General features: G+C 68.6%; 28 protein-coding genes. 19 read left to right on the top strand and 9 right to left on the bottom strand.

Features of this window, described 5'->3' with window-relative positions; all coding sequences use genetic code 11:
• Positions 1–21: 21 nt before the first annotated feature.
• A complete protein-coding gene (locus A5767_RS13190) occupies positions 22–540 on the top strand; it encodes a hypothetical protein (RefSeq protein WP_006553016.1) in 519 nt (172 codons plus the stop codon).
• 25 nt (positions 541–565) lie between these two features.
• On the opposite strand, the gene A5767_RS13185 is transcribed toward A5767_RS13190, so the two are convergent.
• Entirely contained in the window at positions 566–1,357 is a 792-nt protein-coding gene (locus tag A5767_RS13185) for an FAD-binding oxidoreductase (protein ID WP_064852467.1), read from the bottom strand.
• Between the two features lie 197 nt (positions 1,358–1,554).
• On the opposite strand from A5767_RS13185, the gene A5767_RS13180 reads away from it, so the two are divergent.
• Positions 1,555–3,108, top strand: coding sequence for an AMP-binding protein (locus A5767_RS13180; RefSeq protein WP_033096228.1), 1,554 nt, complete (start codon positions 1,555–1,557; stop codon positions 3,106–3,108).
• A 99-nt stretch (positions 3,109–3,207) separates the two neighbouring features.
• Here A5767_RS13180 and A5767_RS13175 read toward each other — a convergent pair whose 3' ends face one another.
• The 4 genes from A5767_RS13175 to A5767_RS13160 are packed head-to-tail and all read right to left on the bottom strand — an operon-like array spanning position 3,208 to position 5,099.
• Positions 3,208–3,732 carry an AMIN-like domain-containing (lipo)protein gene (locus A5767_RS13175; RefSeq protein WP_026061274.1) on the bottom strand — a complete coding sequence of 175 codons (525 nt, stop codon included), beginning with the start codon at positions 3,730–3,732 and terminating at the stop codon, positions 3,208–3,210.
• A gap of 55 nt (positions 3,733–3,787) precedes the next feature.
• Positions 3,788–4,066, bottom strand: a complete 279-nt coding sequence (locus A5767_RS13170) for a hypothetical protein (protein ID WP_039585572.1) — start codon at positions 4,064–4,066, stop codon at positions 3,788–3,790.
• A 32-nt stretch (positions 4,067–4,098) separates the two neighbouring features.
• On the bottom strand, positions 4,099–4,800 hold the full coding sequence (locus A5767_RS13165) for a hypothetical protein (RefSeq protein WP_006553011.1): 702 nt from the start codon (positions 4,798–4,800) through the stop codon (positions 4,099–4,101).
• Positions 4,797–5,099 (bottom strand): hypothetical protein, encoded by a 303-nt coding sequence (locus A5767_RS13160; protein ID WP_006553010.1) that lies wholly within the window; start codon positions 5,097–5,099, stop codon positions 4,797–4,799. The genes A5767_RS13165 and A5767_RS13160 overlap by 4 nt, the downstream gene beginning before the upstream one ends.
• 138 nt (positions 5,100–5,237) lie before the next feature.
• Between A5767_RS13160 and A5767_RS13155 the strand changes: the two genes are divergently transcribed.
• The 3 genes from A5767_RS13155 (at position 5,238) to A5767_RS13145 (ending at position 7,092) form a co-directional block, all read left to right on the top strand.
• Positions 5,238–5,816: a hypothetical protein gene (locus A5767_RS13155; RefSeq protein ID WP_006553008.1), complete on the top strand. Its 579-nt coding sequence runs from the start codon at positions 5,238–5,240 to the stop codon at positions 5,814–5,816.
• Positions 5,817–5,861: 45 nt separating this feature from the next.
• Entirely contained in the window at positions 5,862–6,428 is a 567-nt protein-coding gene (locus A5767_RS13150) for a hypothetical protein (RefSeq protein WP_019291034.1), read from the top strand.
• Between the two features lie 97 nt (positions 6,429–6,525).
• Complete coding sequence (locus A5767_RS13145; protein WP_064852466.1) at positions 6,526–7,092, top strand: ester cyclase; 567 nt, start codon at positions 6,526–6,528, stop codon at positions 7,090–7,092.
• Here A5767_RS13145 and A5767_RS13140 read toward each other — a convergent pair.
• Positions 7,073–8,233 (bottom strand): FAD-binding oxidoreductase, encoded by a 1,161-nt coding sequence (locus A5767_RS13140; protein WP_024101900.1) that lies wholly within the window; start codon positions 8,231–8,233, stop codon positions 7,073–7,075. The genes A5767_RS13145 and A5767_RS13140 overlap by 20 nt on opposite strands.
• Positions 8,234–8,503: 270 nt before the next feature.
• Between A5767_RS13140 and clpB the strand changes: the two genes are divergently transcribed.
• From clpB to A5767_RS13095, 9 genes are all read left to right on the top strand, one after another.
• Positions 8,504–11,059 (top strand): ATP-dependent chaperone ClpB, encoded by a 2,556-nt coding sequence (clpB, locus tag A5767_RS13135; RefSeq protein ID WP_039585568.1) that lies wholly within the window; start codon positions 8,504–8,506, stop codon positions 11,057–11,059.
• A 67-nt stretch (positions 11,060–11,126) separates the two neighbouring features.
• Positions 11,127–12,038 (top strand): hypothetical protein, encoded by a 912-nt coding sequence (locus A5767_RS13130; RefSeq protein WP_019291037.1) that lies wholly within the window; start codon positions 11,127–11,129, stop codon positions 12,036–12,038.
• 29 nt (positions 12,039–12,067) lie between these two features.
• Positions 12,068–12,727 carry a hypothetical protein gene (locus tag A5767_RS13125; protein WP_006553002.1) on the top strand — a complete coding sequence of 220 codons (660 nt, stop codon included), beginning with the start codon at positions 12,068–12,070 and terminating at the stop codon, positions 12,725–12,727.
• 131 nt (positions 12,728–12,858) lie between these two features.
• A complete protein-coding gene (locus A5767_RS13120) occupies positions 12,859–13,641 on the top strand; it encodes an SDR family NAD(P)-dependent oxidoreductase (RefSeq protein WP_019291039.1) in 783 nt (260 codons plus the stop codon).
• A gap of 184 nt (positions 13,642–13,825) precedes the next feature.
• On the top strand, positions 13,826–14,413 hold the full coding sequence (locus A5767_RS13115) for a LemA family protein (protein ID WP_064852465.1): 588 nt from the start codon (positions 13,826–13,828) through the stop codon (positions 14,411–14,413).
• An 86-nt stretch (positions 14,414–14,499) separates the two neighbouring features.
• On the top strand, positions 14,500–15,039 hold the full coding sequence (gene pyrE, locus A5767_RS13110; protein ID WP_006552999.1) for an orotate phosphoribosyltransferase: 540 nt from the start codon (positions 14,500–14,502) through the stop codon (positions 15,037–15,039).
• Between the two features lie 4 nt (positions 15,040–15,043).
• A complete protein-coding gene (galT, locus tag A5767_RS13105) occupies positions 15,044–16,159 on the top strand; it encodes a galactose-1-phosphate uridylyltransferase (RefSeq protein ID WP_006552998.1) in 1,116 nt (371 codons plus the stop codon).
• Complete coding sequence (gene galK, locus A5767_RS13100; RefSeq protein WP_064852464.1) at positions 16,156–17,277, top strand: galactokinase; 1,122 nt, start codon at positions 16,156–16,158, stop codon at positions 17,275–17,277. The genes galT and galK overlap by 4 nt, the downstream gene beginning before the upstream one ends.
• 40 nt (positions 17,278–17,317) lie before the next feature.
• A complete protein-coding gene (locus tag A5767_RS13095; protein ID WP_019291043.1) occupies positions 17,318–18,046 on the top strand; it encodes a lysoplasmalogenase family protein in 729 nt (242 codons plus the stop codon).
• On the opposite strand, the gene A5767_RS13090 is transcribed toward A5767_RS13095, so the two are convergent.
• A complete protein-coding gene (locus tag A5767_RS13090; protein WP_064852463.1) occupies positions 18,037–18,477 on the bottom strand; it encodes a hypothetical protein in 441 nt (146 codons plus the stop codon). The genes A5767_RS13095 and A5767_RS13090 overlap by 10 nt on opposite strands.
• 67 nt (positions 18,478–18,544) lie before the next feature.
• Between A5767_RS13090 and A5767_RS13085 the strand changes: the two genes are divergently transcribed.
• The 4 genes from A5767_RS13085 (at position 18,545) to A5767_RS13070 (ending at position 21,904) form a co-directional block, all read left to right on the top strand.
• Positions 18,545–19,327: an SDR family oxidoreductase gene (locus A5767_RS13085; RefSeq protein ID WP_033096219.1), complete on the top strand. Its 783-nt coding sequence runs from the start codon at positions 18,545–18,547 to the stop codon at positions 19,325–19,327.
• A gap of 59 nt (positions 19,328–19,386) precedes the next feature.
• On the top strand, positions 19,387–19,995 hold the full coding sequence (locus A5767_RS13080) for a hypothetical protein (RefSeq protein WP_019291046.1): 609 nt from the start codon (positions 19,387–19,389) through the stop codon (positions 19,993–19,995).
• A 2-nt stretch (positions 19,996–19,997) separates the two neighbouring features.
• Positions 19,998–20,684, top strand: a complete 687-nt coding sequence (locus tag A5767_RS13075) for a TrmH family RNA methyltransferase (protein ID WP_064852462.1) — start codon at positions 19,998–20,000, stop codon at positions 20,682–20,684.
• 77 nt (positions 20,685–20,761) lie between these two features.
• Positions 20,762–21,904 (top strand): glycoside hydrolase family 76 protein, encoded by a 1,143-nt coding sequence (locus tag A5767_RS13070; RefSeq protein ID WP_064852490.1) that lies wholly within the window; start codon positions 20,762–20,764, stop codon positions 21,902–21,904.
• Between the two features lie 72 nt (positions 21,905–21,976).
• Here the strand turns inward: A5767_RS13070 and A5767_RS13065 are convergent, their stop codons facing one another.
• Together A5767_RS13065 and A5767_RS13060 are read right to left on the bottom strand one after the other, a co-directional pair.
• Positions 21,977–22,705, bottom strand: coding sequence for a VTT domain-containing protein (locus A5767_RS13065; RefSeq protein ID WP_019291049.1), 729 nt, complete (start codon positions 22,703–22,705; stop codon positions 21,977–21,979).
• A gap of 64 nt (positions 22,706–22,769) precedes the next feature.
• Entirely contained in the window at positions 22,770–23,777 is a 1,008-nt protein-coding gene (locus A5767_RS13060; RefSeq protein WP_064852461.1) for a DUF368 domain-containing protein, read from the bottom strand.
• Positions 23,778–23,925: 148 nt separating this feature from the next.
• Here A5767_RS13060 and fbaA point away from each other — a divergent pair, with 148 nt between their 5' ends.
• Positions 23,926–24,960, top strand: coding sequence for a class II fructose-bisphosphate aldolase (fbaA, locus tag A5767_RS13055; RefSeq protein WP_006552988.1), 1,035 nt, complete (start codon positions 23,926–23,928; stop codon positions 24,958–24,960).
• Positions 24,961–25,079: the final 119 nt, after the last annotated feature.

The raw sequence follows: 25,079 nt of genomic DNA, 5'->3' as shown, positions 1-25,079 counted from the left end.
TCCGAAAGGTAGGGAGGGCATGTGACGATCACGAACGGGGACGTCCGTTCCCTCCCGACCGTGCTGTCCCTCTGGGGAGCCGGGCCCCGCCTCGAAGACGGCCCGGTGGACGAAGTGGACATCGTGTTCTTCGCGCCACCCACCACCGAGGCGCTGGCCTGCCGGTCCCGCGACAACCGCGACGAGGCGTCCGGTCGGCTCGACCGGACACTCGGATACGTCGATGAGATCGGGCGGTTGGTCGCCGAGGTCTACGTGTCCGGATCGGCGCGTCCGGTCGGTGAGCACGGTGCGTCCGTCCCGCTCGCCGACGAACTGCTGCATTCGGTTGTCGAACGGTTCGACCTCGCCGATGTGCGGCGACTCCGGATGCGGTTCTACGGACATTCCGCGGGTCCCGGATCACAGACCTGGTCGGTGACCGTGTTGCAGCGTTACCGCACCGATCACGAGGACGTCGAGGACGTCGCGCTCATCGGCACGGATCCTTCCGGATCCGTCGTCGCTCGTGCCTGGGTGACCGTCGCAGCCGATCGCTGAAGAGCCGGCCGGACGTCGGGCGCACTCAGTACGGGTCGTAGCGGATGTTCTCGACCGGGGTGCCGGTCTCGATCAGCCGCTGAGCGGTGGTGCGCACCATGGCCGCCGGGCCACACACGAGCACCTGGTGGTCGCCGAACGCACCGTAGGACGTGACGACCTCGTCGACGCTGCCCTCGAGCAGTTCGTCGGGGTCGGGTCCGAACTCGTCGATGCGCGGGGCGATGCGATCGAACCAGGGGTCGGGGATGTCGGGGATCTCGAGGGTCTCCACGACCGGCACCACCGTCAGCCACGGCAGCGCCTCGGACAGGAGCATGAGCATGTCGGCGGCGTACAGGTCGCGCGGGTTGCGGGCGCCCGTGAACAGGAAGGTGCGGGGCGGATCCGGGTGACGCGCCGTGTCGAGGATCAGCGACCGCAGCGGCGCGAGGCCCGTGCCGCCGGCCACCATGATGACGATGCGGCCGGTGTCGTCGATGTGGAGGTCGCCGCCGCGGGCGGCGCCGATCTGCCACACGTCGCCCGGTTGGGTGTCGGCGACGATCGCGCCGCTCACCCAGCCACCCGGGACCGTGCGCACGTGGAACTCGAGCTTGCCGTCCAGCGACGGTGGCAGCGCGGGGGAGAGGCGACGCGGCAGCGTGGGACGCTGCGGCACGGCCACGTCGACGTACTGCCCGGGGCGGAAATCGACGATCGCGTCGTCGCATTCGAGACGCACGACGGCGAGGTCGCGCCGGAGCCGATGATGTTCGACGACGGTTGCGGTGACTGCCGTTTCGGTCTCGCTCGGTGACGGCGTGGCCGACTGCATGCGTGATCCCCCGGTGGTGTGCTGTGACGTGCCCAAGACTCTAGGCGAGAAGTCGCCGAAAAGGCAGGGTGGAACGTGTTTCAGTTTTCGGTCTCGGGCGGTTATCGTGACGAACGGCAGGTGATGGTCACCACAGCGGAGAACGCCAGCCGGTGACGTCACACAACGGACCGTCACAGAACACCGGAAGGACGACCATGCCCGAGGAGTACGCCGACCTCTACCGCCCCGCATTCACGCCCGATCTCCTCATCACCGCGCTCGACCGCAGCGCCGACCGGCCCGCCCTGCACCTCGGTGACGTCGTCCTCACCGGAGCCGAGATGCGCGCCGCCATCAGCCGGTTCCAGCAGGCGCTCGCGTCCGTCGGGGTCGGCCAGGGAACGGCGGTCGCGATGCTGTCCAAGAACCGGCCCGAGGTGCTCATCTCGATGGGCGCCACGATGGTCGCCGGCTGCCGCACCACGGCCCTGAACCCGATGGGCTCGCTCTCCGACCACCTGTACATCTCGACCGACGCCGAGATCGAGACCCTGATCTTCGATCCCCGCCACTTCGAGGAACGCGCAGCGGAGCTGCGCGAGCAGGTGCCGACCCTGAAGAACCTGTTCTCCCTCGGCCCGTCCTCGGTGGGCACCGACATTCTCGCCCTGTCCGAGGAGTTCACCGAGCAGCGCCTCGTGTCCGCGCCCGTCGACATCGAGGACACCTCCTCCATCGTCTACACCGGCGGCACGACCGGGAAGCCGAAGGGCGTGATGGGCTCGTTCCGTTCGGGCGCGGCCCTGAACCAGATCCAGATGGCCGAGTGGCAGTGGCCCGAGCAGCCGCGCTTCCTCGTGTGCACCCCGCTCTCGCACGCCGGTGCGGCGTTCTTCGTCCCCACGCTCCTGCGCGGCGGATGCCTCTACGTGCTGCCGCACTTCGATCCTGCGCTCGTGCTCGAAGCGATCGAGAAGCATCGCATCAACGCGACCATGCTCGTGCCGACGATGATCTACATGCTGCTCGACCATCCCGATTTCGACAGCCGCGACCTGTCGAGCATAGAGACCCTGTTCTACGGTGCGTCGGCGATGTCGCCGTCCCGCCTGCGCGAAGGGATCGAGCGGCTCGGCCCGGTCTTCTTCCAGTTCTACGGCCAGTCCGAATGCGGCATGACCATCTCGGTGCTGCGCAAGGAAGAACACCTCCCCGACGATCCGAGCCGCCTCGCGTCGTGCGGCCGCCCCGTGCCGTGGCTCGACGTCCGCCTGCTCGACGACGACCTGAACGAGGTGCCGCAGGGCGAACTCGGCGAGATCTGTGTGCGCGGCCCGCTCGTGATGAAGGGCTATCTGAACAAGCCGGAGGAGACCGCCGAGGCGCTGCGCGGCGGATGGCTGCACACCGGCGACGTCGCGCGCGCCGACAAGAACGGCTTCATGACGATCGTCGACCGCAAGAAGGACATGATCGTCACCGGCGGCTTCAACGTCTTCCCCCGCGAGATCGAGGACGTCATCTCGTCGCACCCGGCGGTCGCGTCCGTGGCCGTCGTCGGTGTGCCGGATACCAAGTGGGGCGAGGCCGTCAAGGCGTGTGTCGTGCTGCGCGACGGTCAGTCGGTGCCGGTCGAGGAACTGATCGAGAAGGTGCGTGCCGCAAAGGGTTCGGTGCACGCCCCCAAATCGGTCGACTTCCTCGACGCCCTGCCGTTGACGCCGCTGGGCAAGCTCGACAAGAAGACGCTGCGGGCGTCCTATCGCTGACCTCGTTCGCGTGGCGGTCGGTCCCGGCAACCGGTCGTGGTTGCCGGGACCGGCTGTTTGTCACCAGGACTCGTGGATTCGGAATGCCGCTGTCCTGCCTCACCACTGGTGCGCGACGTCCAGCACCACCCGTGAACCGCTACCGGGACCGTCGAGGGTGAACACCCGGAACGGCAGCCGGGCCCGTACCCCGACACCGAGGGTGGTCTGGCCTTCGAAACTGTTGGCCCACGCCACCTGTCGCAGGGTGCGGTATCCGCTCACGTCGACGACCTCGCGCCGGTTCGCCGGTACGTAGTAGGCGGGCGCGAGGACGACCACCTGGAGGTAGGCGCCTCCGCGCAGCGGGACCTCGAACCCCGATCCGTCCTCGTGGACGGCGGGGACGTAGCCGACGCGGTAACCCGCGGCCGGCCCGGCGAGATCGACGACGATCCGGTCGAAGCACTCGTGCCGTCCTGCCCGCACGGCGGTGAACGGCGAGGCGACCATCGTCGGGTTCACCTTGTCCAGCGAACCCCAGTGGATGCCGCAATAGGGCGTTGCGGCCGACGCGGTCGGGCCCGTCAGCCCGATCCCCGCGATGACGACGATCATCGCGAGCCACACGTGAATCCTGCTCATGTCCGTTCCTCTGTGTGTGGCTGATGATGGATCATCGCGAGGAGTGTGATCCGCGTTACATTTGAGGGTCGGGACGCTCCTCGACGAGGTCCTCGAAGGTCGTCTCCTTCAGCGACTCGAAGACCGGGGCGACCAGACGGTCGAGCATCGACGAGAACACTTCTGTACCGGCGAGTTCCCGCACCCCCAGCTCACCCGACGTCACCTGCTCGACGAGCTTCGCGAAGGCCGGGTCGCCCGTGGCATCGGCGATCGACCGCAATGACGTGACGATCTCGCGCGACAGGGTGGCATCGCCGCGCGCGACGTCGACGACGATCTCGGGTTCGTCCATGTCTTCTCGATTCCTGTGCGGCACCGTGGTGCTTAGACTGCGGGGAGGGTGGGGATCTCGATGTTCTCGATCTGTGTGAGGTGACCGACGAGCAATCCCATGGATCCCTGGACGGTCGTCCATACGGCGGTGTGGATGCTCATCGCTCGGCTCCACGAATCGGCGATGAGCTTGAGTTCCCGCAGTGAGGTGCCCGCCACCACCACGGAGGCGATGGCGCCGACCCCGGTCGCGCCGACGACACCCGCCGCGGCCCACTTGACGAGGGCGATGATTGCGGCATCCGTTATGACGGAGAGAATTTCGGCGAAGGCCTGGTTCAGTTCGTACATGGCCAGGGCTACCTGTTCGAGTTGCCTACCGATGCCGTGGACGGCCTGCGCCTGCTCGTCGAGAACGGCCGCGAGATCGGTGAGGTACAACCCTGCGGCGTGTGCGGCCGACCCACTCCAGGGGGCGACCGTGCCGTGGACCTCCTCGACGGCGGTCGCGTACTCGCGGTGGAAGGTGGCGAGTCTGTCGACAGCATCGCTCGCGCGCAGCACTGTCGCCCAATCCCCGGCGTAGTACTGGGCAGCCCATGCCCACGGATCGGTACCCACCACGAACTTGCACAGTTCGGCGACGTAGAAGCTCGGGGAGAGGTAGTACAAGCCGAGGGTGCGTTCGAGCAGGTCCGGTATGGGATCGGAGGCGGTGGGTTCGACAAGCGCTTCATCGGGACGGGCGCTCACCAGCCGACGTCCGGGTTCGTGCGCTCGAACTGTGTCGAAGTGGCGACTTCGGTGTCCTCGTACGTCCGTGCGGATTCGGTCATCGCCGTCGCAGCCCGGTCGGTGGCCACGCCCAGTTCCCCGTAGAGCGAGGTCAGCCGGGAGCGGACGGTATGCACACGCTCGGCGACGTCGAGGAAGACGAACCCCCCGATCTCGGGTGCCGTCAGCCATCGGTCTACGTAGCGGCGCGCGCTGTCGGCCTGATCGGCCAGATCCTGCAGATCGCGTGCCGCTGTGCGCAGATCGTCGGGATCCACGTGTAGATACGGTTGTGTCAAGACATCCCCCCTGTCGTGATCGGACGAGAGTGTAGGGCATGGCGACGCGCCTCCAGACGGCCCGCTACAGTGCTCGGCGTGAAACATGGGGGGATCACGAAATCGGACCGTGCACATGTGCGTTTCGAGTTGAAGTGCCGCGACGACGTGAAGTCGGCGCCGGATGGAGCATCGAACCCCCTGCTGACCGTGAAGGATCCACTTCCGCCCTTGTGTCCCGTGCACGGTGTGCCGGAGATCGAACGAGTGAGGACATGGGTCACCACGAGCCGGAAGGTTCGGCACACCCGTGGTCAAATTCGGATCCTCGGCACCGAGGCCGGAGCTCAGGCGAGCACCTGGCGCGCCCGCGCACAGCACGTACCGCGCCACATCTCGTTCGACGTGCCGATGTGTGCGCACTGTGTGCGGGTGGATCGGGTGGCGCGATGGGCGATCAAGTTGTTCCTGTTTGCCGGGTTGTTCTGTCTGCTCGCCGTGGTGAATATGGCGATCATCGGGTTGGGGCGTGAACATCCCGGCGTGGCGACACTGCTGGTGTTCGGTGCCATTCTCGTTCCGACCCCGGCGATCTTCGTCAGACAGATGCGTCAGGGCTGGTGGGGTTTCGAGGCTCCGATCGACGGGTCGGCCCTCGTTGTCGCGTACGCCCACCCGAATTTCGTGGCCGAGACGGAGAGGCGACGCGGCCGATAGATCCTCGGCTTTCACCGGGGAGGGCGGCCTGACATACTCCCTCGCATGGTGAACGGGGACGTCCAGCGGGTCGAGGTGCGGTTGGCAGTCGAATATCCGGGCTCGGGAGCGACGAGCACGCTCGGAGACGGTTCGATGCGACCGATCGATCCCATCCCCCCGATCTGCCCGCGCCACGGAGAGCCCGAGACCGGACGTGTCCGGGTGACGGTCGCGGCCGACGCATCGGAGCCCCGCCAGGGATCGAACCGGTTCGGTTCGGCGCTCGAGGCCGCCTACACGGTGCAGGTCGCCGCGGTGGACTGGCCCGTGTGTGCTCGCTGCGTCGCCGTCCGCACGCGCTGGCAGATCGCCGCCGCCGCGACCTGCACGGTCCTCGGCGTCATCTTCCTCGCGCTGGTGTTCGCGCTCGTGCAGGGCGCTCCCGAGATCTACGGTCTGGCGCTGCTCGGTGTCTTCGGTCTGTCGTTCCTCCCGATCTACGTCGCCCTGCGGGTGCTCGAGCCGAAGCGGGCCTCTCTGGGAATGTCCGTGGCCGAGGACGGTTCGGAACTCGTCATCTCGCAGGCGCATCCGGAGTTCGCGCGGGCGGTCGCGGCGCAGCGGATGTAGCCACCGTTCCCTTCTCCTGCGGCGTTGACTTCTGGACCGGCCGGTTCATACTCGAACCGGGGGTCGATCGTCTCGTTTCACAGGCAGGAGAAGTGCCGTGAAGATCGAACATTCCACTCCGGCGTCCACCCCGGAACTCGGATCCGAGGAGAAGAAATCTCTCGCCGTGCGGGCTCTGATGATGATGGCCGACGGTGATCGCAGCGTTTTCGGCGAGGTGCTGTCCGCGGACGCGGTCAATCGCGAAGCAAAGAGTGAACCGCCTCCCGCCAGAGTCCACGGACCCGACGGTTTCTTCGCGACTGCACTGTGGTTGCGCGAGGCCTTCGCGGACCTGAGGTTCGAGGTGAGGCACGTCGTGGAGGAGGACGGTCTCGTCGTCGTCGACTCCGTCATGTCGGCCCGGCACGAAGGTCCGTTCGTGACCTACGACGAGTACGGGCGCGTCGATCAGGTGTTCGCGCCCACGGGGAAGCGGTTCTCGGTGCGGCAGACCCATTGGCTGCGGGTGGCCGACGGCAAGATCGTCGAGCACTGGGCCGTACGCGACGACCTCGGAATGGCAAAGCAGGCCGGATGGGTGCCACCGAACCCCATCTCGCTGACGCGGAACGTTCTCGCAGCACGGAAGCTGCGCAAGCAGATCAGAGCGGGTCGAAGCTGATGTTCTGACGCGGGGTGCCCGCCGCCGACAGCGCGTACAGCGTCGTGCGGATCATCGACGGCGACCCGGCGATCTGGATCTGACGGTCGGCCCACGTGCCGAACTGCCCGGCGACCTTACCGAGTTTGCCGTACATCGGCCGGTTGAGGCCGGTGGGCGGTTCCTTCGCGGGAACCGGGTGCCACCAAGGGTTCTCCTTCTCCTCGAGCACCGGCACGATGGTCAGCCACGGGTTGGTCGTGGCGATCTGCCACAGGGTTTCGAGGTCGTAAAGGTCGCACGGATACTTGCCCCCGTAGAACAGGTGGACGCGCGGGTTGTCGCCGCGCATCGCCATCTCCATGATCTGGGCGCGCATGGGTGCGAGACCGGTGCCGGACGCGATCATCAGCACGTCCCGGCCGCTCTCGCGGTCGACGTGCAGGCCACCGAGCGGTGGGCCGATCGTCCACCGGTCGCCGACCGCGGTCTCGCCGACGAGCGCGGGGCTCACCCATCCGGTGGAGACCCGTCGAACGTGGAATTCGATCTGCCCGTACGGATTCGGCGGGATCGCTGCCGACAGGTACCGCCACATGTGCGGGCGCTGCGGGATCTGCACGCTCATGTACTGGCCCGCGTAGTAGGGGATCGAGCTGTCGGCCTCGAGCCGGATGATGGCCAGATCGGGGAGCACGCGTTCGTGGCCGACGACGGTGGCCCCCCATGAGGCAGGCAGGTCGTCGGTGGCCGCGGCGGTCGCCATCGTCTCGACGACTCCGTCGACGACCTCGGCCCAGGTGCGTTCGAGCGCGGCCGTCCACAGGATCAGGGGAGTGCATTCGCGGACCGCGGCGAGCAGTGCGTTGCCCGCGACGCGGTAGTGCAGCGGCTCGACCCCGTACTTACGGTGGTCGCGCGCGAGCTGGGCGAGGAACCTGTCGACGGTGCCCGGTTCGTGGAGGCGGGCGACGACCCAGCCGACCGCGGTCGCGAACCGCTGTCGCATCGACTCCATGCCGGCGGGGAACAGTGAGCGGATGCCGGTGGACTCGCTCCACATGGCGTTGTAGAACGCCGTCGCGAACCGTTCGGCTCCGGTGGGGGTGGCGATGATCGACGCGAAGCTGAGCTGAACCCGGGCGATGGCGAAAGCCTCCACGCCATCCTCCCTGTATCCGTGCTGCGCGAACGCCGCCACTGTAGTCGGTTGCAGGGCGCCCGGCCACCGACCACGGGGTCCGTCACAACCTGCGAGCGGTTTGTGAACAGAATCACTATACTCAGGAAAGTTGAGTGGAACAAACTCAACTTATGATCCGTTGAAGAATTCGACATCACCGAGACCTGTCCGAGGCAGGGAATCGGCTGCAGAATCGACATGGGGCACTCGCCTGCGCGTGGGGTGCACCGAGAAAGAAAGGGGCGCGCAGTGGACTCGTTCAATCCGACGACCAAGACCCAGGCCGCACTCACCGCTGCACTTCAGTCGGCGTCCGCTGCGGGCAACCCGGAGATCCGTCCGGCACACCTGCTCGTGGCACTGCTCGACCAGACCGACGGCATCGCCGGCCCGCTGCTCGAAGCGGTGGGCGTCGACCCGGCCGCGGTGCGCAGGGAAGCCGAGGACCTCGTCCGTCGTCTTCCGCAGACCAGCGGGGCGACCACCACACCGCAGCTCGGGCGTGAGGCGATCGCGGCCATGACCGCGGCACAGAAACTCGCCACCGAACTCACCGACGAATTCGTCTCCACCGAGCACGTCCTCGTCGGCCTCGCCGGTGGCGACTCCGATGTCGCGAAGCTCCTCGCCGGGCACGGCGCAACGCCGGCCGCCCTGCGCGACGCCTTCACGACCGTCCGCGGCAACCGCCGCGTGACCTCCGCCGATCCCGAGGCCAGCTATCAGGCCCTGGAGAAGTACTCCACCGATCTGACGGCGCGGGCGCGTGAAGGCAAGCTCGACCCGGTCATCGGTCGCGACAACGAGATCCGCCGTGTCGTCCAGGTGCTCTCCCGCAGGACCAAGAACAACCCGGTCCTCATCGGTGAGCCAGGCGTCGGTAAGACCGCCATCGTCGAGGGCCTCGCCCAGCGCATCGTCGCCGGGGACGTGCCCGAGTCGCTGCGCGGCAAGACCGTCATCTCGCTCGACCTCGGCTCGATGGTCGCGGGCGCGAAGTACCGCGGCGAGTTCGAGGAACGCCTCAAGGCCGTGCTCGACGAGATCAAGGAATCGGCCGGGCAGATCATCACCTTCATCGACGAGCTCCACACCATCGTCGGCGCCGGCGCGACCGGCGAGTCGGCGATGGACGCCGGCAACATGATCAAGCCGATGCTCGCCCGCGGTGAGCTGCGGCTGGTCGGTGCCACGACCCTCGACGAGTACCGCAAGTACATCGAGAAGGACGCGGCCCTCGAACGTCGTTTCCAGCAGGTCCTGGTGGGGGAGCCGAGTGTCGAGGACACCGTCGGCATCCTGCGCGGCCTCAAGGAGCGCTACGAGGTGCACCACGGCGTGCGCATCACCGACTCCGCGCTCGTCGCGGCGGCGACGCTGTCCGACCGGTACATCACCTCGCGCTTCCTACCCGACAAGGCGATCGACCTCGTCGACGAGGCAGCCTCGCGCCTGCGGATGGAGATCGACTCGCGTCCCGAGGAGATCGACACCGTCGAACGCGTCGTCCGTCGCCTCGAGATCGAGGAGATGGCGTTGCAGAAGGAGAGCGACGAGGCCTCGAAGGAACGCCTCGAGAAGCTGCGCGCCGAACTCGCCGACGAGCGGGAGAAGCTCAACCAGCTCACCACGCGCTGGCAGAACGAGAAGACCGCGATCGACTCCGTGCGGGAGATCAAGGAACAGCTCGAATCCCTGCGCGGTGAGGAAGAACGCGCCGAACGCGACGGCGACCTCGGCAAGGCCGCCGAGCTGCGCTACGGCCGCATCCCCGAGCTGGAGAAGAAGCTCGAGGCGGCAGCCGCCGCGTCGGGTACCACCGCCGGTGGCGACCTGATGCTCAAGGAGGAGGTCGGCCCGGACGACGTCGCCGACGTCGTCGCGGCATGGACCGGCATCCCCGCCGGCCGCATGCTCGAGGGCGAGACCTCCAAGTTGCTGCGGATGGAGGACGAACTGCGCAAGCGGGTCGTCGGCCAGGACGTCGCGGTGCAGGCCGTCTCCGACGCGGTGCGTCGTGCACGTGCCGGTGTCGCCGACCCGAACCGTCCGACGGGGTCCTTCCTGTTCCTCGGCCCGACCGGTGTCGGCAAGACGGAGCTGGCGAAGGCGCTCGCCGACTTCCTGTTCGACGACGAACGCGCCATGGTGCGGATCGACATGTCCGAGTACAGCGAGAAGCACTCGGTGGCACGCCTCGTCGGTGCGCCTCCGGGCTACGTCGGCTATGAGGCCGGCGGTCAGCTGACCGAGGCCGTGCGGCGTCGCCCCTACACGGTGGTGCTGTTCGACGAGGTCGAGAAGGCACACCCGGACGTCTTCGACACGCTGCTGCAGGTGCTCGACGACGGTCGTCTCACCGACGGCCAGGGCCGCACGGTCGACTTCCGCAACACCATCCTGATCCTCACATCGAACCTCGGTGCGGGTGGCGATCGGGAGCACATCATGGCGGCGGTGCGGGCGGCGTTCAAGCCGGAGTTCATCAACCGGCTCGACGACGTCGTGATCTTCGACCCGCTCTCGGAGGAGCAGCTCGAGAAGATCGTCGACATCCAGCTCGACCAGTTCGCCGACCGCATGTCGGCGCGGCGACTGACACTGGATGTCTCGAGCACCGCGCGGTTCTGGCTGGCGGTGCGCGGCTACGACCCGCAGTACGGTGCACGTCCGTTGCGCCGCCTGATACAGCAGGCGGTCGGCGACCAGCTCGCCAAGAAGCTGCTCGCCGGTGAGATCAAGGACGGAGACACCGTCCACGTGGGCGTCAGCGAGGACGGCGACCACCTCGTGATCAGCGCCTGACGGCGCCCGTGCGCGGCCTCGGTGGCAGGAGCCGCCGGGGCCGCGCGCGCCTACTCTGGAAGGCGCTATGAAGAATCCCCAGGATCCGCGCACCCCGCAGGAACGGGCCTACGCACTCGACGAGTCGTCGAACGGGACGGACCCCGACGCGACCCGCGTGCTGCACACCGACGACGCGACCGAGGCGTACGGGCGGCCGGTCACCAACCCGACGGTCGCGTACACCCGCTACGAGCAGTGGGGCGCGCAGGGGAGCGAGTACCAGCCCACCCAGGCCTATCCCTCCCCGCAGGGTCCTCCGTCGCAACAGCCGTATCCGCCTCAGCCGGGCTACCCGCCCCCGCACGGCTATCAGCCCACACAGGTGCTCCCCGGATACGACCCCGGTAACCCGCAGACGGCGATGAACCCGGGACCGGGAACGCGGGGGCACGGAATCCCCGGGCAGCCACCCACGGGTCCGGCGCCCGGCACGGATGCCGGGAAGCCGCGCGGCCCGCGCTGGGGACTGATCACGCTCGCCGCGGTGGTCCTCATCGCGCTCGGCGGCACCATCGGGTTCCTGCTCAGCCGGCCCGACGACTCCACCTCGCGGGTCGCGTCGGATCGCGCCCCGGCCACCGTCGCGCCCCCGCCGACGGCGACTCTCCCGCCGGCACCCGAACCGACCACACCGGGACTGCCGCTCGACCGGATCCCCGGCGGACTCGGCGAGGTCATGGGCGACGCGGGCGCGGTCGTGGGCACGATCACCGCTAACGACGGCGGCAGCATCACCCTCGGCGTCATCGGTGGTTCGACGGTCACCGTCGTCCTCACCCCCGACACCGAGATCATCACCCTGACCGGCGACACCGCCGAGAGCCTCGAGGTCGGAGCGACCGCCGTGGCGACCGGCAGTGCCGTCGAGCAGGGACGGATGACCGCCGAGACCGTCGTCAGCGCGTCCCTCCCATCCTTCGGTGGTTCGGGCCGCTGACCCGCTAGGCTGACTCGACGATGACTGCCATGTGGTTCTCTCTGGCCGCGGTCGCACTGCTGGGTGCGGTCGCGCTGCTCTACGTCGACCGGACGCGGCGAGAACAGTCGGGTCGTATCCGGGAGATCTGGGCCAAAGCGCAGGGCTACAAGTACACCTCCGCCGAGGACCACCTGCCGTCCACCTGGCACCGCGCGGCGCTCGCCAAGCAGGAATATCTCGGCGCGATCGACATCGTCCGTGGGGTTCGCCGCGGCGAGGAGTTCGTCCTGTTCGACATCGAGGAGACCGCGACGATCATCGCGGTCCGGCGCAAGGTCGGCTCCGACGTCGACATCGATCTGCGGCTCAAGTCGACGCCGCCGCCGAAGGACCCCGACATGAACCTGCTCGGTTCGATCGGCCCGCGCATCGTCTTCGCCACCGACCTCGAGATCGCGCGACGCGTGTGCGACCAGCGGATGGTCGCGTTCACCGAGTCCATCCCCGACCACGTACAGATGCTGTGGAGCGAAGGCGAGTGGACGCTCGGCTCGATCCCCGTCGGCAGCTCCGGACGCGAATGGGACTCGGCCATCGAGACCGTCGCGCGTTTGTCGGGCATCCTCCACGTGCTGCCGCCCGTCGTGGAACCCGAGGAACTGGACCGGGGTTCGCAGGATCCGGGCCGGCCCTCCGCCCGTCACTGAGGCGGAACGCCGAGGATTGTCACTGAGGCGGAACGCCGAGAATTGTCACTGAGGCGAAACGCCGAGAATTGTCACTGAGGTAGATCCTCGGGAGGTGGTCGCGCGCGTCGCGTGTCGTTAGTGTGGCGGCCATGACTTCCGTCCGCCCCGTCGCGCTCGTGACCGGACCCACCTCGGGAATCGGTGCGGGTTTCGCCCGCACCCTCGCGAGTCGCGGTTACGACCTCGTGCTCGTCGCCCGCACCCGTCCCGCCCTCGACGAACTCGCCGCCGAGCTGAAGCAGAAGTTCGGGGCGGCATCGGAGATCATCGTCGCCGATCTGGCGGCCGTCGACGGTCGCGATCTCGTCGTCGAACGCCTCGGTCGCGGTGTCGAGATGCTCGTCAACAACGCCGGCTTCGGCACGACCGGCGAGTTCTGGACCGCCGATCCGGGCCTGCTGCAGGCGCAGCTCGACGTCAACGTCACCTCGGTCGTCGCGTTCACCCGCGCCGCGCTCCCGTCGATGATCGAGGCGGGCAGGGGCGACATCGTCAACGTCGCGAGCGTGGCCGGTCTGCTGCCCGGTCGCGGTTCCACCTACTCCGGCAGCAAGGCCTATGTCGTGTCGTTCACCGAAGGGCTGGCCGGTGGCCTCGCCGGCACGGGCGTGCGGGTGCAGGCACTGTGCCCCGGCTTCGTGCGCACCGAGTTCCATCAGCGTGCCGGGATCGACATGTCGTCCACCCCGAACCTGATGTGGCTCGACGTCGACGAGGTGGTGCGCACTTCGCTCGCCGACCTCGACAAGGGCAAGGTCCGCAGCATTCCGGGGCTGCAGTACAAGGTGCTCGCCACGGCGGGACGACTGGTGCCGCAGAACCTCGTGCGGAAGCTGACCAACACCTTCGGCAACGGTCGCGGCCGGACCTGATCGGCTGCGGCCGCGACAGCACCCGATCGCCACGGACGAACTGACGGCGGGCGTTGCCAGATCACGGTACGGATACACCGCGCAGGACACGCCGGGTGCAGTCTTCGACGCGGTTCGTGCGCTCGGTACATTTCTGCGCGTGACGTCTGTGGCTGTGGTGCTCTGTGTTGCTGTCGTGGTTGCGGTGGTGCTGTGGTTGCGCGCAGGCGTGCGCCGTCTTCAAACGTTGCAGCAACGCCACCGGGAGAGCCTGCGCCTGCTCCTCCACGAGCTCGACGACCGCTACGATCTCGTGCCCGCGCTCATCGCGGCGTCGGCCGGCGCCGGTGTAGAACGTGAGCGCATCCGGCCCGTCGTCGGCGCCCGCTCGCTCGCCATCGGTGTGCGCGACCAGCGCCTGGGTCTCACCGAACGCGCCGGTGCGGAGAACGCGCTGTCGGCGACGCTCCACGAGCTGATCGGTGGACTCGGAGGGGTCAACCACTCGCCGTTCATCCGGGTCGCCCGGGAACTGCAGACCCGCGAGCAGCGCATCGCCGGAGCCGTCCGCGTACACAACGACCTCGGTGGCGCACTGAACACCGCGGTCGGCGGATTCCCCACCTCGCTGTTCGCGAAGCTCGCGGCCGTCGGACCTGTCGTGCTGTTCGAGGCGCCCACGCCCGTCGCCGCATCCGAGCCGGCCCGCAGGCACGAGACCGTCGATGCGAAGGTTGTCGAGAACGACGTCCGGTCGGAGTCCGAGGCGACCTCCGACACCGTCGCTGCCTGACCTGCGACCCGCAGCGACTAGGCTCGTTCCCCGACACGAGCGCGACCGCACCGGCGTCGCGCCGCCGAACGACGGGTGAGGACGCAATGAGTGACCGCGACGAACTGGCAGCACTGGTACGCGAGCTGGCGGTGGTACACGGCCGCGTGACCCTGTCGTCCGGTAAGGAAGCCGACTACTACGTCGACCTGCGCCGCGCGACCTTGCACCACAAGGCCGGCCCGCTCATCGGCACGCTCCTGCGCGAACTCGTCTCCGACTGGGACTTCGACGCCGTCGGAGGCCTGACCATGGGTGCCGACCCCGTCGCCCTCGCCGTCATGCACGCCCCCGGCCGGCCCATCGACGCCTTCGTCGTCCGCAAGGCCGCCAAGGCCCACGGCATGCAGCGGCAGATCGAGGGACCGGACGTCACCGGCAAGCGCGTGCTCGTCGTCGAGGACACCACCACCACCGGCAACTCGCCGCTCACCGCCGTCAAGGCGCTGCGCGATGCCGGCGCGATCGTCGTGGGTGTCGCGACCGTCGTCGACCGCGCGACCGGCGCCGACGAGGTCATCGCCGCCGAGGGCGTCGAGTACCGTTCCCTGCTCGGCCTCGCCGACCTGGGTCTGGACGACAAGTAGCCGCGTGGGGGCGCGGGTCCGGCAGACCGTCACGCATCTCGCGGACGGCCGGGAACTGATCTATTTCGACGACACCGAGCCGTTCGTCTCCGGTGCCGCGACCCGCGACCTCCGCGACCGCCGCGACCTGCCGCCGGTCGCGGCGACCTCCGAGATGCGCGGCGACCCGCTGACGGGGGAGTGGGTCACCTTCGCGGCCCACCGCATGGACCGTACCTTCCTGCCGTCGGCCGTCGACTGCCCGCTGTGCCCGAGCAGGGCGGACGTGTGTACCGAGATCCCGGCCGACGACTACGACGTCGTCGTGTTCGAGAACCGTTTTCCGTCGCTCGGGGCGCCGTCGGCCGGTGAGGATCTCGTCGACGACGAAGGTCTGTGGCCGCGACGACCGGCGACCGGCCGCTGCGAGGTCGTCGCGTTCACCCCCGACCACGACGCCCGATTCGCCGACCTCTCCGTGCCGCGGGCGCGCACCGTCATCGATGCGCTCGCCGCCCGCACCGCCGCGCTGTCGAAGCAACCGGATGTCGAGCAGGTCTTCTGCTTCGAGAATCGCGGCGTGGAAATCGGTGTGACACTGCAACATCCACACGGGCAGATCTACGCCTACCCGTTCGTCCCACCGCGCTCACGCGCCCTGCTCGACCGCGCCCGTGAGTATCGGCAGCGGACCGGCAGGTCGCTGCAGGGCGCCATCCTCGACGCCGAACGACGCGCGGGCACCCGACTGGTGGTCTCCGGCGACGCGTGGTCGGCCTATGTCCCCGCCGCGGCACGCTGGCCCGTCGAGGTGCACCTCGTCCCGCACCGCGACATCCCGGATCTCGCCGCCCTCGACGAACACGAACGCGACGAACTCGCCGCCGTCCAGCGCGACCTTCTCGGCCGCGTCGACCGGTTCTTCCCCGGCGTCGACCGCGCCCCCTACATCGCTGCCTGGCACCAGGCGCCGGTCGGTGCACCTCGCGGGGACATGCGGCTGTTCTGCCAGATCTTCTCGTTGCGGCGGGCCCCGGACAAGCTGAAATATCTCGCAGGGTCCGAATCCGCGATGGGCGCGTGGATCAGCGACACCACCCCCGAACGGATCGCCGAACGCCTGCGTGAGGTGGCGCCATGACGCTCGCAGAGACCGCCCGCGCACTGTTCGCGACCGAGTTCGGCACCGAACCCGAGGGCTGCTGGTGCGCCCCCGGGCGCGTCAATCTCATCGGCGAGCACGTCGACTACGCCGGGGGTCTGTGTCTGCCGATGGCGATCCCGCAGATCACCGTCGTCGCGGTGCGTCGGCGCTCCGATCATGTACTGCGCGTGCGCAGTTCCGGTTTCGACGGCGTCGACCTGGATCTGCGCGACCGGCACGTCGACGGCTGGGCCGCCTACGTCGCCGGCGTGATCTGGACGCTCGACCCGCCGGGATTGACCGGTGCGGACATCGCGGTCGCGTCGGACGTGCCCGTCGGAGCGGGACTCTCGTCGTCCGCGGCGCTCGAGACGTCGGTCGCGGTGGCGCTCGCCGACCTGTGCGGGCTGCCCCTCGGCGACGACGGCCGTGATCGACTCGCCGCGGCGTGTGTGCGCGCGGAGAACGATTACGCCGGTGCCCCCACCGGTGGGCTCGACCAGCGGATCGCCCTCCACGCACGTCCGGGCCACGCGCTGCTCCTCGACTTCGCCGATGGCAGCAGCGAACACATCCCGTTCGACGCGGAAGCCCGCGGGCTGACCGTGCTGGTCGTCGACACCGGGACCGGGCACGAGCTCGCCGACGGACAGTACGGACAGCGTCGCCGTGAGGTCGAAGACACCACCCGGTTCCTCGGCGTGGATAGCTTGCGCGACGCCTCGTCGGCGGACCTGATCGACGATCCCGTCCTACGTCGCCGCGCCCGGCACGTGATCGACGAGATCGCCCGCGTTCAGAAGGCTGCGGCGTTGCTGCGGGCAGGGCGGATCCGGGATCTCGGACCATTGCTCGATGCGTCGCACCGCTCGTTGCGCGACGATTTCGAGGTCAGCTGCCTCGAACTCGACACCGCAGTCGACGCGGCCGTCGCTGCCGGTGCACTCGGCGCCCGGATGGTGGGCGGCGGTTTCGGCGGGTCGGCGATCGCGCTGTGCGAGGACGACCGCGTGGACTCGGTGCGGAAGGCCGTCGCCGACGCCGCTGTGCAGCGCGACCTGCCGGCGCCGACCTTCCTGCGCGCCACGGCGTCCGGCGGTGCGCGCCGCTGCTGAAGCTTGCGGGACGATCGATGCAGCCGGGTACTGTGCGCGCATGGGTTGGTTCAGTCGCAAGAGGTGGGGCGTCGAGCACGCGGTGTTCGCGGCGGCGTCGGCCGCCACCGTCGTCGGGGGAGTGTCGGGGAACGAGAAGTTGCAGCAGATCGCCAAACCGCTCATCGCACCCGCGCTCGCCGTGCGGGTGCTGCGCCGCTCCCGCGACACCGATCGCGCCGACACCGCCCTGCTTGTCGCAGGTCTCGCAGCCGCCACCCTCGGTGACATCGCCATGATCCGCTCCGACGAGGACCGCCGGATCCTGAGCGGTGCAGCCTGTTTCGGTGTCATGCAGACCGCCTACTCGAGCATCCTCGTCCGGCGCGGTGCGCGGGTGTCGAAGCCGGTCGCGGTGCAGCGTGCCGGTGCCCTGGCCGGTGCGGCCGGTCTGCTCGCCGTCCGCAACCGCTCGGTGGCCGCGCCGCTGACCGGATACGGCGCCCTGCTCGCCACCACTGCGATCCTTGCCGGAGACCCCGCCCTCGCACCCGGTGCGCGAGTGCGCGCAGGGCTGGCCGTGCCGGGTGCCGACAGGCGTAGTCGGCTCGGTCTCGGCGGCCTGATCTTCACGCTGTCCGACGGATCGATCGTGGTGCGCCGCACCCTGCTGAAGGACGAGAAGATGCGCGCGGCAGCGGAAGGGTTCGTGCTCGCCACCTACACCGTGGCCCAGCTGTTGCTCGTGGAAGGGCTCCTTGCTCTCACGAGCCGGAACAGTCAGGGATAGAGGACGATCCGGTCGCGGTCGAGCGGGTCCACCCAGATGCTCACGACCTCCCCGGGCGCGTAGCGCTGCAGGTTGCGACGGTCGACCTCGTAGACGACCGTGCCGCGATAGGACTCCGAGCCGGGCACCGTGAGCTCGAGATCGAGCCGGGTCAGCTGACCGGTCGAGGTCAGATCGAGCGGGGTCGCGGAACGGATGGTCGCCCATCCCTCGTACCCTTCGCGTTCGATACGGCGCATGACCTTCGAGCGGCGACCCGCGAGCGCCATCGACAGACCGAGCACGGTGCCGTACAGGCAGACGAGGAAGACCACCTGGAAGCCCTCGGTGCCGGGTTCGGAGATCGGCAGGAGCAGGTGCATCCACAACGCGAGAACGACGACATATCCCACGGTGACGAACGCGACGGTGGCAACGATACGACGATTCACAGCTCCTCCGATCCCAGCCTATCCCCGCTGTGCGCCGTCGGCTCCCGCCCGTGACTAGGGTGATGCCATGTCTGCTCCCAGCGTGGTGATCACCGGAGCCGCCGCCGGTATCGGCCGCTCCACAGCTCTGTTCTTCGCCCGTCACGGTTACCGCGTCGGCGCCTTCGACATCGACACCGCGGGGCTCGCGAGCCTCGCCGAGGAGGGCGCCTCGGTCACCGCGGGGCAGATCGCCACCGGTGCCCTCGACGTCACCGACACCTCCGCGTGGACCCGCGTACTCGAGGAGTTCTGCACCGACGGCCGGCTCGACGTCCTCGTCAACAACGCCGGGCTGCTGTCGTCCGGGCCGTTCGAGGACACCCCGGCGAGCCGGCACCGGCAGCTCGTCGACGTCAACGTCACCGGTGTCGTCCTCGGCTGCCACGCGGCCTTCCCGTATCTCCGCGACACCCCCGGCGCGCACATCGTGAACATGTGCTCGGCGTCGGCGCTCTACGGACAGCCCGAGCTCGCCACCTACAGCGCCACCAAGTTCGCGGTGCGCGGCCTGACCGAAGCACTCGAACTCGAGTGGGCCCGCCATGACATCAAGGTGCAGGCGTTGTGGCCGCTGTTCGTCGACACGAACATGGTCGACGGGATGGACATCGGCTCGCGACGCTCCCTGGGCGTGAACCTCGGCGCCGACGACGTCGCCCGCGCGGTGTTCGACGCGACTCGTCCCACGCGGCGCTCGGGACGGGTGCATCGGCCCGTGGGCCGGCAGGCGACCGTGCTCGCCACGCTCGCCCAGGTGTCGCCCGGATGGATGAATCGCCTGGTGAACCGGCGCCTGACCGGCCACTGACGCCGCTCGATAGAGTGACACCCGCACGTCGTCGGGAAGGGTGTTGCGTGAGAATTCGGATGTGGCCGGTCGCAGTCGTCGCGGGTGTGGCACTGTTCGTCGCAGGATGCGGAGGCTCCGCGGACGGGCCGGAGGCCGACTCCGGAGCGACGTCGACGACGACCTCCGCGGCTGCCTCGACGACCCCCTCCACGACGGTCGCTGCGAGCACCACCGAGGAGGCGACCCCGTCGACGACCGAACCGGCTCCCGAGCCGGAGACCTCCCCGGAGGAACCGGCTCCGCTCGCGCAGGTCGAGTACCAGCGCAACGAGTCGTACTACTTCAGCAGCCCCGACGGCACCTTCGAATGCGGCATCGTCCGGCTGCCCACCCGCACCGAGGCGGGCTGCGAAGGACCGACCGATCCGATCCCGCCGCGCCCCGAGGACTGCATGGTCAACTGGGGACTCGGCATCCGCGTACAGGACTCCGGAGAAGGCGAGTTCGTGTGCTCGGGCGGACCGGTCTACCTCTCGCCCGACGGGGCGAGCCCCGTCCTGCCGCCGGGATCGTCGTTGTCGCAGCTCGGCTATACGTGCGCCACCACCGCAGCCGACGTGACGTGCACCAACGACGCCACCGGCCACGGTTTCCGTGTCGCAGCAGGTTCGAACGAGACGTTCTGACGGTGACCGACACGCGTTCCGAACCGGCCGTCGAGGACGTGGCGGGCCCCACCGAATGGGGTGAGCACCCGCACGGCGTCGGACCGTGGATCGAGGAGTTCGGCACCGAGCCGCCCACCGACCCGCGCTACGACCCGGAGCTGCTCGCCAACGGCGACCGGCGCAACGTCGTCGACGCCTACCGCTACTGGAACCGCGAGGCGATCGTCGCGGACATCGACCGTCGCAGGCACCCGCTGCACGTGGCCATCGAGAACTTCGCCCACGACGCGAACATCGGGACGGTCGTCCGCACCGCCAACGCGTTCGCCGTGGGCACCGTGCACATCGTCGGACGACGCCGGTGGAACCGGCGCGGAGCGATGGTCACCGATCGCTACCAGCACCTGCTCCACCACCCCGACGTCGACGCGCTCGTCGCGTGGGCGGCCGAACAGGACCTCGAGATCGTGGCGGTGGACAACACCCCCGGCTCGGTCCGGTTGGAGACGGCGACCCTGCCGCACCGCTGCCTGCTGCTGTTCGGGCAGGAGGGTCCCGGCGTCACCGAAGCGGCCCGCAACGTCGCGTCGATGACGGTCTCCATCGCCCAGTTCGGCTCCACCCGATCCATCAACGCGGGTGTCGCCGCGGGGATCGCGATGCACGCGTGGATCAGGCAGCACGCCGATTTCTCGGACGCCTGGTAACACCTGCCCCGCATTCCGGGATGAAAGTCGCGCGGACCGTCGTCGGGACGGCCGCCGGTCGGGCAGTGTGGAGGGTGATGAACACCGCAGCAGGACAGCGTTCGGACGGAGTCGAAGCCGCCCGGTGGTCGCAGCGGGCCGACGCCGCAGAGGGTGCGATCGTCTCGCGGCACATCCGTCGTCTCTGGGCCCTGCCCGGCACCGCGCTCGGGGTGGTCGGATGGCCCGCCGTCCGACGTGAGCGACTGTTCCTCTCCTGGCACTACTGGTGGCAGGCGCACCTGATCGACACCGCCGTCGACGCCGCCGAGCGCGACGCCACACCGCGTCGCCGGCGCCGCGTCGTGCGGCTCGCCCGCACCCACCGCATCCGCAACCTCACCGGCTGGACCAACAACTACTACGACGACATGGCGTGGCTCGGCCTGTCGCTGGAACGGGCCGAACGGCATCTCTACGTCGACCACCGCGGTGCGATCGCGACCCTCGTCGACGAGCTCCTCGACGCCTGGCAACCCGAACGCGGCGGCGGCATCCCGTGGCGTCGCCGGGACAACTTCTTCAACGCCCCCGCGAACGGTCCCGCGGCGCTGCTGCTCGCCCGCACCGGCAAGGTCTACCGCGCCGAGGAGATGGCCGACTGGATCCACGACGTGCTGCTCGACCCCGAGACGGGTCTCGTCCTGGACGGCATCCGCGACGGCGTGCACGAACGCGCGATCTACAGCTACTGCCAGGGTGTGACGCTCGGTCTCGAGACCGAACTCGCCCTGCAGCTCGACGACCCCCGGCATCGCCGCAGGGTCCACGCGCTCGTCGCCGCAGTCGACGACCACCTCACCGAACGCAGTGTCGTCACCGGCGGGGGAGGGGGCGACGGGGGACTGTTCAACGGGATCCTGGCCCGCTACCTCGCGATGGTCGCCACGACACTGCCCGTCGTCGACCGCGACGACATCCGCGCCCGCAACGTCGCGGCACGGATCGTGCTGGCGTCGGCGGAGGCCGCCTGGGAGAACCGGCTGCAGGTCGAGGAGCTGCCGGTCTTCGGCCGCGACTGGTCGCGGCAGGCGCGGCTACCCGGCCTGGGCACCTCGGTCGCGCGGTTCGCGGGCGGCACCGTCCGCGAGTCGGCCGTCGCCGAACGTGACATGTCGGTGCAGCTCGGCGGGTGGATGCTCATGGAAGCGGCCTACGCTGTCGCGGCCTCGCGGTCCTGAAACGGAAGAAGGTGGATTCCGACCCGTTCGTTCGACGGGCGGAAGCCACCTTCTGTGGTGCCAGGTTCGTTCCTACGTGCTCTCGATGCGGTTGATCGGCATCGTCGCGGCCTCGGCGGCCGGCGCCTCACCGTTCTTGGCCGCACGACGCGAGTTGAGCACGCGCTTGCCGACCTCCGTGATGATCGGGATCACCGAGACGAACACGATGCCCAGGAAGATGATGTCGATGTTGTCGGCGATGAAGCTGATCTGTCCCAGCAGGTAGCCGAGCAGCGTCACGCCGGCGCCCCACACGATGCCGCCGATGATGTTGTAGGTGATGAACACGCGGTAGGGCATCTTCGCGGCGCCCGCGACGAGCGGGGCGTAGGTGCGCACGATCGGCACGAAACGTGCCAGGAAGATCATCGCGGGTCCGTGGCGCAGGAAGAAGCGGTGCGCTTCGTCGATGTAGGCCTGCTTGAAGAGCTTCGAGTCCGGCTTGAACAGCCTGGTTCCGCCCTTCGCGCCGATGAGATAGCCGACCTGGTCGCCGAGGACCGCCGCGATGGGGATCGTCACCATCAGCACCCACAACGGGGCGAACGGTTCGACCTCCGCCGACTTGGCCGCCGCGATCAGGCCCGCGGTGAACAGCAGCGAGTCGCCGGGCAGCAGCGGGAACAGCAGACCGGATTCGATGAACACCACGAGCAGCAGCCCGATGAGCATCCAGGTCCCGAACGAATTCAGGAGATTGACAGGATCGAGAAACCCCGGAAGCAGTGCCAGGTTGGTCGTGGGGACCGAAGTAATCACGACGTGCGAGAGTACCGATTCACGAACCGATCCTCCGACCCGGTACAGCGTTCGGCGTCGTTCTTCAGCGTTGTTCGATACTTCGTGCTTGCTCCGCTGCCTCCACGGATGCGCGGGCATCAGCGGCATAAACCCGGCGTTGGACCAGAGCGACCACGCCGACCACAGCGGCACCGGCCACGAACAGACCCGATGCGAGTGGCCAGCCGTCGCCTACGCCGAGGAGTGCTCCGGTATCCGTCTGCCACGGCCACAGCGCACGTAGTGAGCCGAGCATCAGACCCGCTGCGGCGACCATGGCCGCGGTGTGATGGCGTTCCAGCAGCCATTCGAGTACGCGCACGAACGTCACCACACCCACCAGTGCCCCGAGCGCGAACACGCCCAGGTATTGCACGTTCCGATCGTCGACGGCGGCCATCGTCGGCGCGTAGAGGCCGACGACCAGCAGGAAGAACGATCCCGAGACACCCGGCAGCACGAGAGCGCAGACTGCCACGGCCGCGGCGCCGAAGACCAGGATCAGGGACGGATCGGTCATCTCGCTGCGAGGCAGCGACGTCAGCGCGAACACAGCGGCGGCCATCAGTACGAACAGAGCGCACGCGCGGCCCTTCGCTCCCCGTGCACGTAGGGCTCCGCGTTCGATTTCCAGGAAGGGGACGATCACCGACGTCGCGATCATTCCCATGAACAATGCCCGGGAATAGACGGGCTGGTTGCTCACGAACGACTCCATGACCCCGGCGATCGAGAACACGGCGACCACCATGCCGACAGCGACCGGAATCAGAAGCCACCAGTCGACACGTCGCAGAGCGGTCCGCCAACCCGCTCCCCCGACCATCGCGCGGGGGACGTCCGTGATGTGCTTGCCGGACGCGATCAGGCGACTGTAAATCCCTGTGACCAGGGCCACTGTACCGCCCGACACGCCGGGTACCGTCTCTGCAACTCCGATCAGGCCGCCTCGCGCGACGTTGGCGAGCATCTCGGCCGGCTTCGGTTGGGCGGTGCGGTCGTCGTCCTCGGGTTTCGCCTCCGAGCGGGCCTCCGTCATCACGGCTGCCATCGTAGTGGTACTCGGCCGGGCACAGCCGCACGTGACTTCGCGGATGCACTCAAGCGTTCGACGTCCGGAGTTGCCATAATGCAGGGACAACGCGCCGCCGCCCACATCGGCCGAGCGCACAGACACGTCGACATGGAGGTCACCTGCCGTGCCTATCGCAACTCCCGAGGTCTACGCCGAGATGATCGCCCGCGCCAAGGAGCACTCCTTCGCGTTTCCGGCCATCAACTGCACCTCGTCCGAAACGATCAACGCCGCCATCAAGGGCTTTGCGGACGCCGGCAGCGACGGCATCATCCAGTTCTCGACCGGTGGCGCCGAGTTCGGCTCGGGCCTGGGTGTGAAGGACATGGTCACCGGCGCCGTGGCACTCGCCGAGTTCGCCCACGTCGTCGCCGAGAAGTACGACGTGACGATCGCTCTGCACACCGACCACTGCCCGAAGGACAAGCTCGACGGCTTCGTCCGCCCGCTCATCGCGATCTCGCAGGAGCGCGTGAACAACGGACAGAACCCGCTGTTCCAGTCGCACATGTGGGACGGCTCGGCCATCCCGATCGACGAGAACCTCGAGATCGCGCAGGAACTCCTCGCTGCCGCCAAGGCCGCGAAGATCATCCTCGAGATCGAGATCGGCGTCGTCGGCGGTGAAGAGGACGGCGTCGAGAACGCCATCAACGACAAGCTCTACACCACGGTCGAGGACTTCGAGAAGACCGTCGACGCGCTCGGCGCCGACAAGGGCCAGTACCTGCTCGCCGCTACCTTCGGCAACGTCCACGGCGTCTACAAGCCGGGCAACGTCAAGCTCAAGCCGTCCGTCCTCGCCGAGGGCCAGGCCGCCGCGTCGAAGAAGCTGGGTCTGCCCGAGGGGTCGAAGCCGTTCGACCTCGTCTTCCACGGCGGTTCGGGCTCGCTGAAGTCGGAGATCGACGAGGCGCTGAGCTACGGCGTCGTGAAGATGAACGTCGACACCGACACGCAGTACGCGTTCACCCGCCCGATCGCGGGACACATGTTCACCAACTACGACGGTGTGCTCAAGATCGACGGCGAGGTCGGCAACAAGAAGGCCTACGACCCGCGCAGCTACCTCAAGAAGGCCGAGGCGTCCATGACGCAGCGTGTCATCGAGGCCTGCAACGACCTCAAGTCGGCGGGACGCTCGGTCTCGGCCAAGTAAGGCCCCACCGATACCAGAAGGGGGGGGGGGGGGGGGGGGGGGGGCGGGGGGGGGGGCGCAGGGGGGGGGGCGGCAGAAGACCCCCCCCCCGGCGCGCCCCCCCCCGCGGGCCCACGGGG

This window comes from Rhodococcus sp. 852002-51564_SCH6189132-a, from assembly GCF_001665495.1.
Classification (GTDB): domain Bacteria; phylum Actinomycetota; class Actinomycetes; order Mycobacteriales; family Mycobacteriaceae; genus Rhodococcus; species Rhodococcus pyridinivorans.
The sequence above is the reverse complement of the archived record's forward strand: the minus strand, read 5'-3'. Positions and strand labels throughout refer to the sequence as shown.

Excerpts from the sequence above, each read along its gene's own strand:
- A5767_RS13185 (WP_064852467.1), bottom strand. The coding sequence starts at position 1,357 with ATGCAGTCGGCCACGCCGTCACCGAGCGAGACCGAAACGGCAGTCACC.
- A5767_RS13180 (WP_033096228.1), top strand. The coding sequence starts at position 1,555 with ATGCCCGAGGAGTACGCCGACCTCTACCGCCCCGCATTCACGCCCGAT.
- A5767_RS13175 (WP_026061274.1), bottom strand. The coding sequence starts at position 3,732 with ATGAGCAGGATTCACGTGTGGCTCGCGATGATCGTCGTCATCGCGGGG.
- A5767_RS13170 (WP_039585572.1), bottom strand. The coding sequence starts at position 4,066 with ATGGACGAACCCGAGATCGTCGTCGACGTCGCGCGCGGCGATGCCACC.
- A5767_RS13150 (WP_019291034.1), top strand. The coding sequence starts at position 5,862 with ATGGTGAACGGGGACGTCCAGCGGGTCGAGGTGCGGTTGGCAGTCGAA.
- A5767_RS13130 (WP_019291037.1), top strand. The coding sequence starts at position 11,127 with ATGAAGAATCCCCAGGATCCGCGCACCCCGCAGGAACGGGCCTACGCA.
- A5767_RS13125 (WP_006553002.1), top strand. The coding sequence starts at position 12,068 with ATGTGGTTCTCTCTGGCCGCGGTCGCACTGCTGGGTGCGGTCGCGCTG.
- A5767_RS13120 (WP_019291039.1), top strand. The coding sequence starts at position 12,859 with ATGACTTCCGTCCGCCCCGTCGCGCTCGTGACCGGACCCACCTCGGGA.
- pyrE (WP_006552999.1), top strand. The coding sequence starts at position 14,500 with ATGAGTGACCGCGACGAACTGGCAGCACTGGTACGCGAGCTGGCGGTG.
- galK (WP_064852464.1), top strand. The coding sequence starts at position 16,156 with ATGACGCTCGCAGAGACCGCCCGCGCACTGTTCGCGACCGAGTTCGGC.
- A5767_RS13095 (WP_019291043.1), top strand. The coding sequence starts at position 17,318 with ATGGGTTGGTTCAGTCGCAAGAGGTGGGGCGTCGAGCACGCGGTGTTC.
- A5767_RS13085 (WP_033096219.1), top strand. The coding sequence starts at position 18,545 with ATGTCTGCTCCCAGCGTGGTGATCACCGGAGCCGCCGCCGGTATCGGC.
- A5767_RS13080 (WP_019291046.1), top strand. The coding sequence starts at position 19,387 with ATGTGGCCGGTCGCAGTCGTCGCGGGTGTGGCACTGTTCGTCGCAGGA.
- A5767_RS13070 (WP_064852490.1), top strand. The coding sequence starts at position 20,762 with ATGAACACCGCAGCAGGACAGCGTTCGGACGGAGTCGAAGCCGCCCGG.
- A5767_RS13060 (WP_064852461.1), bottom strand. The coding sequence starts at position 23,777 with ATGGCAGCCGTGATGACGGAGGCCCGCTCGGAGGCGAAACCCGAGGAC.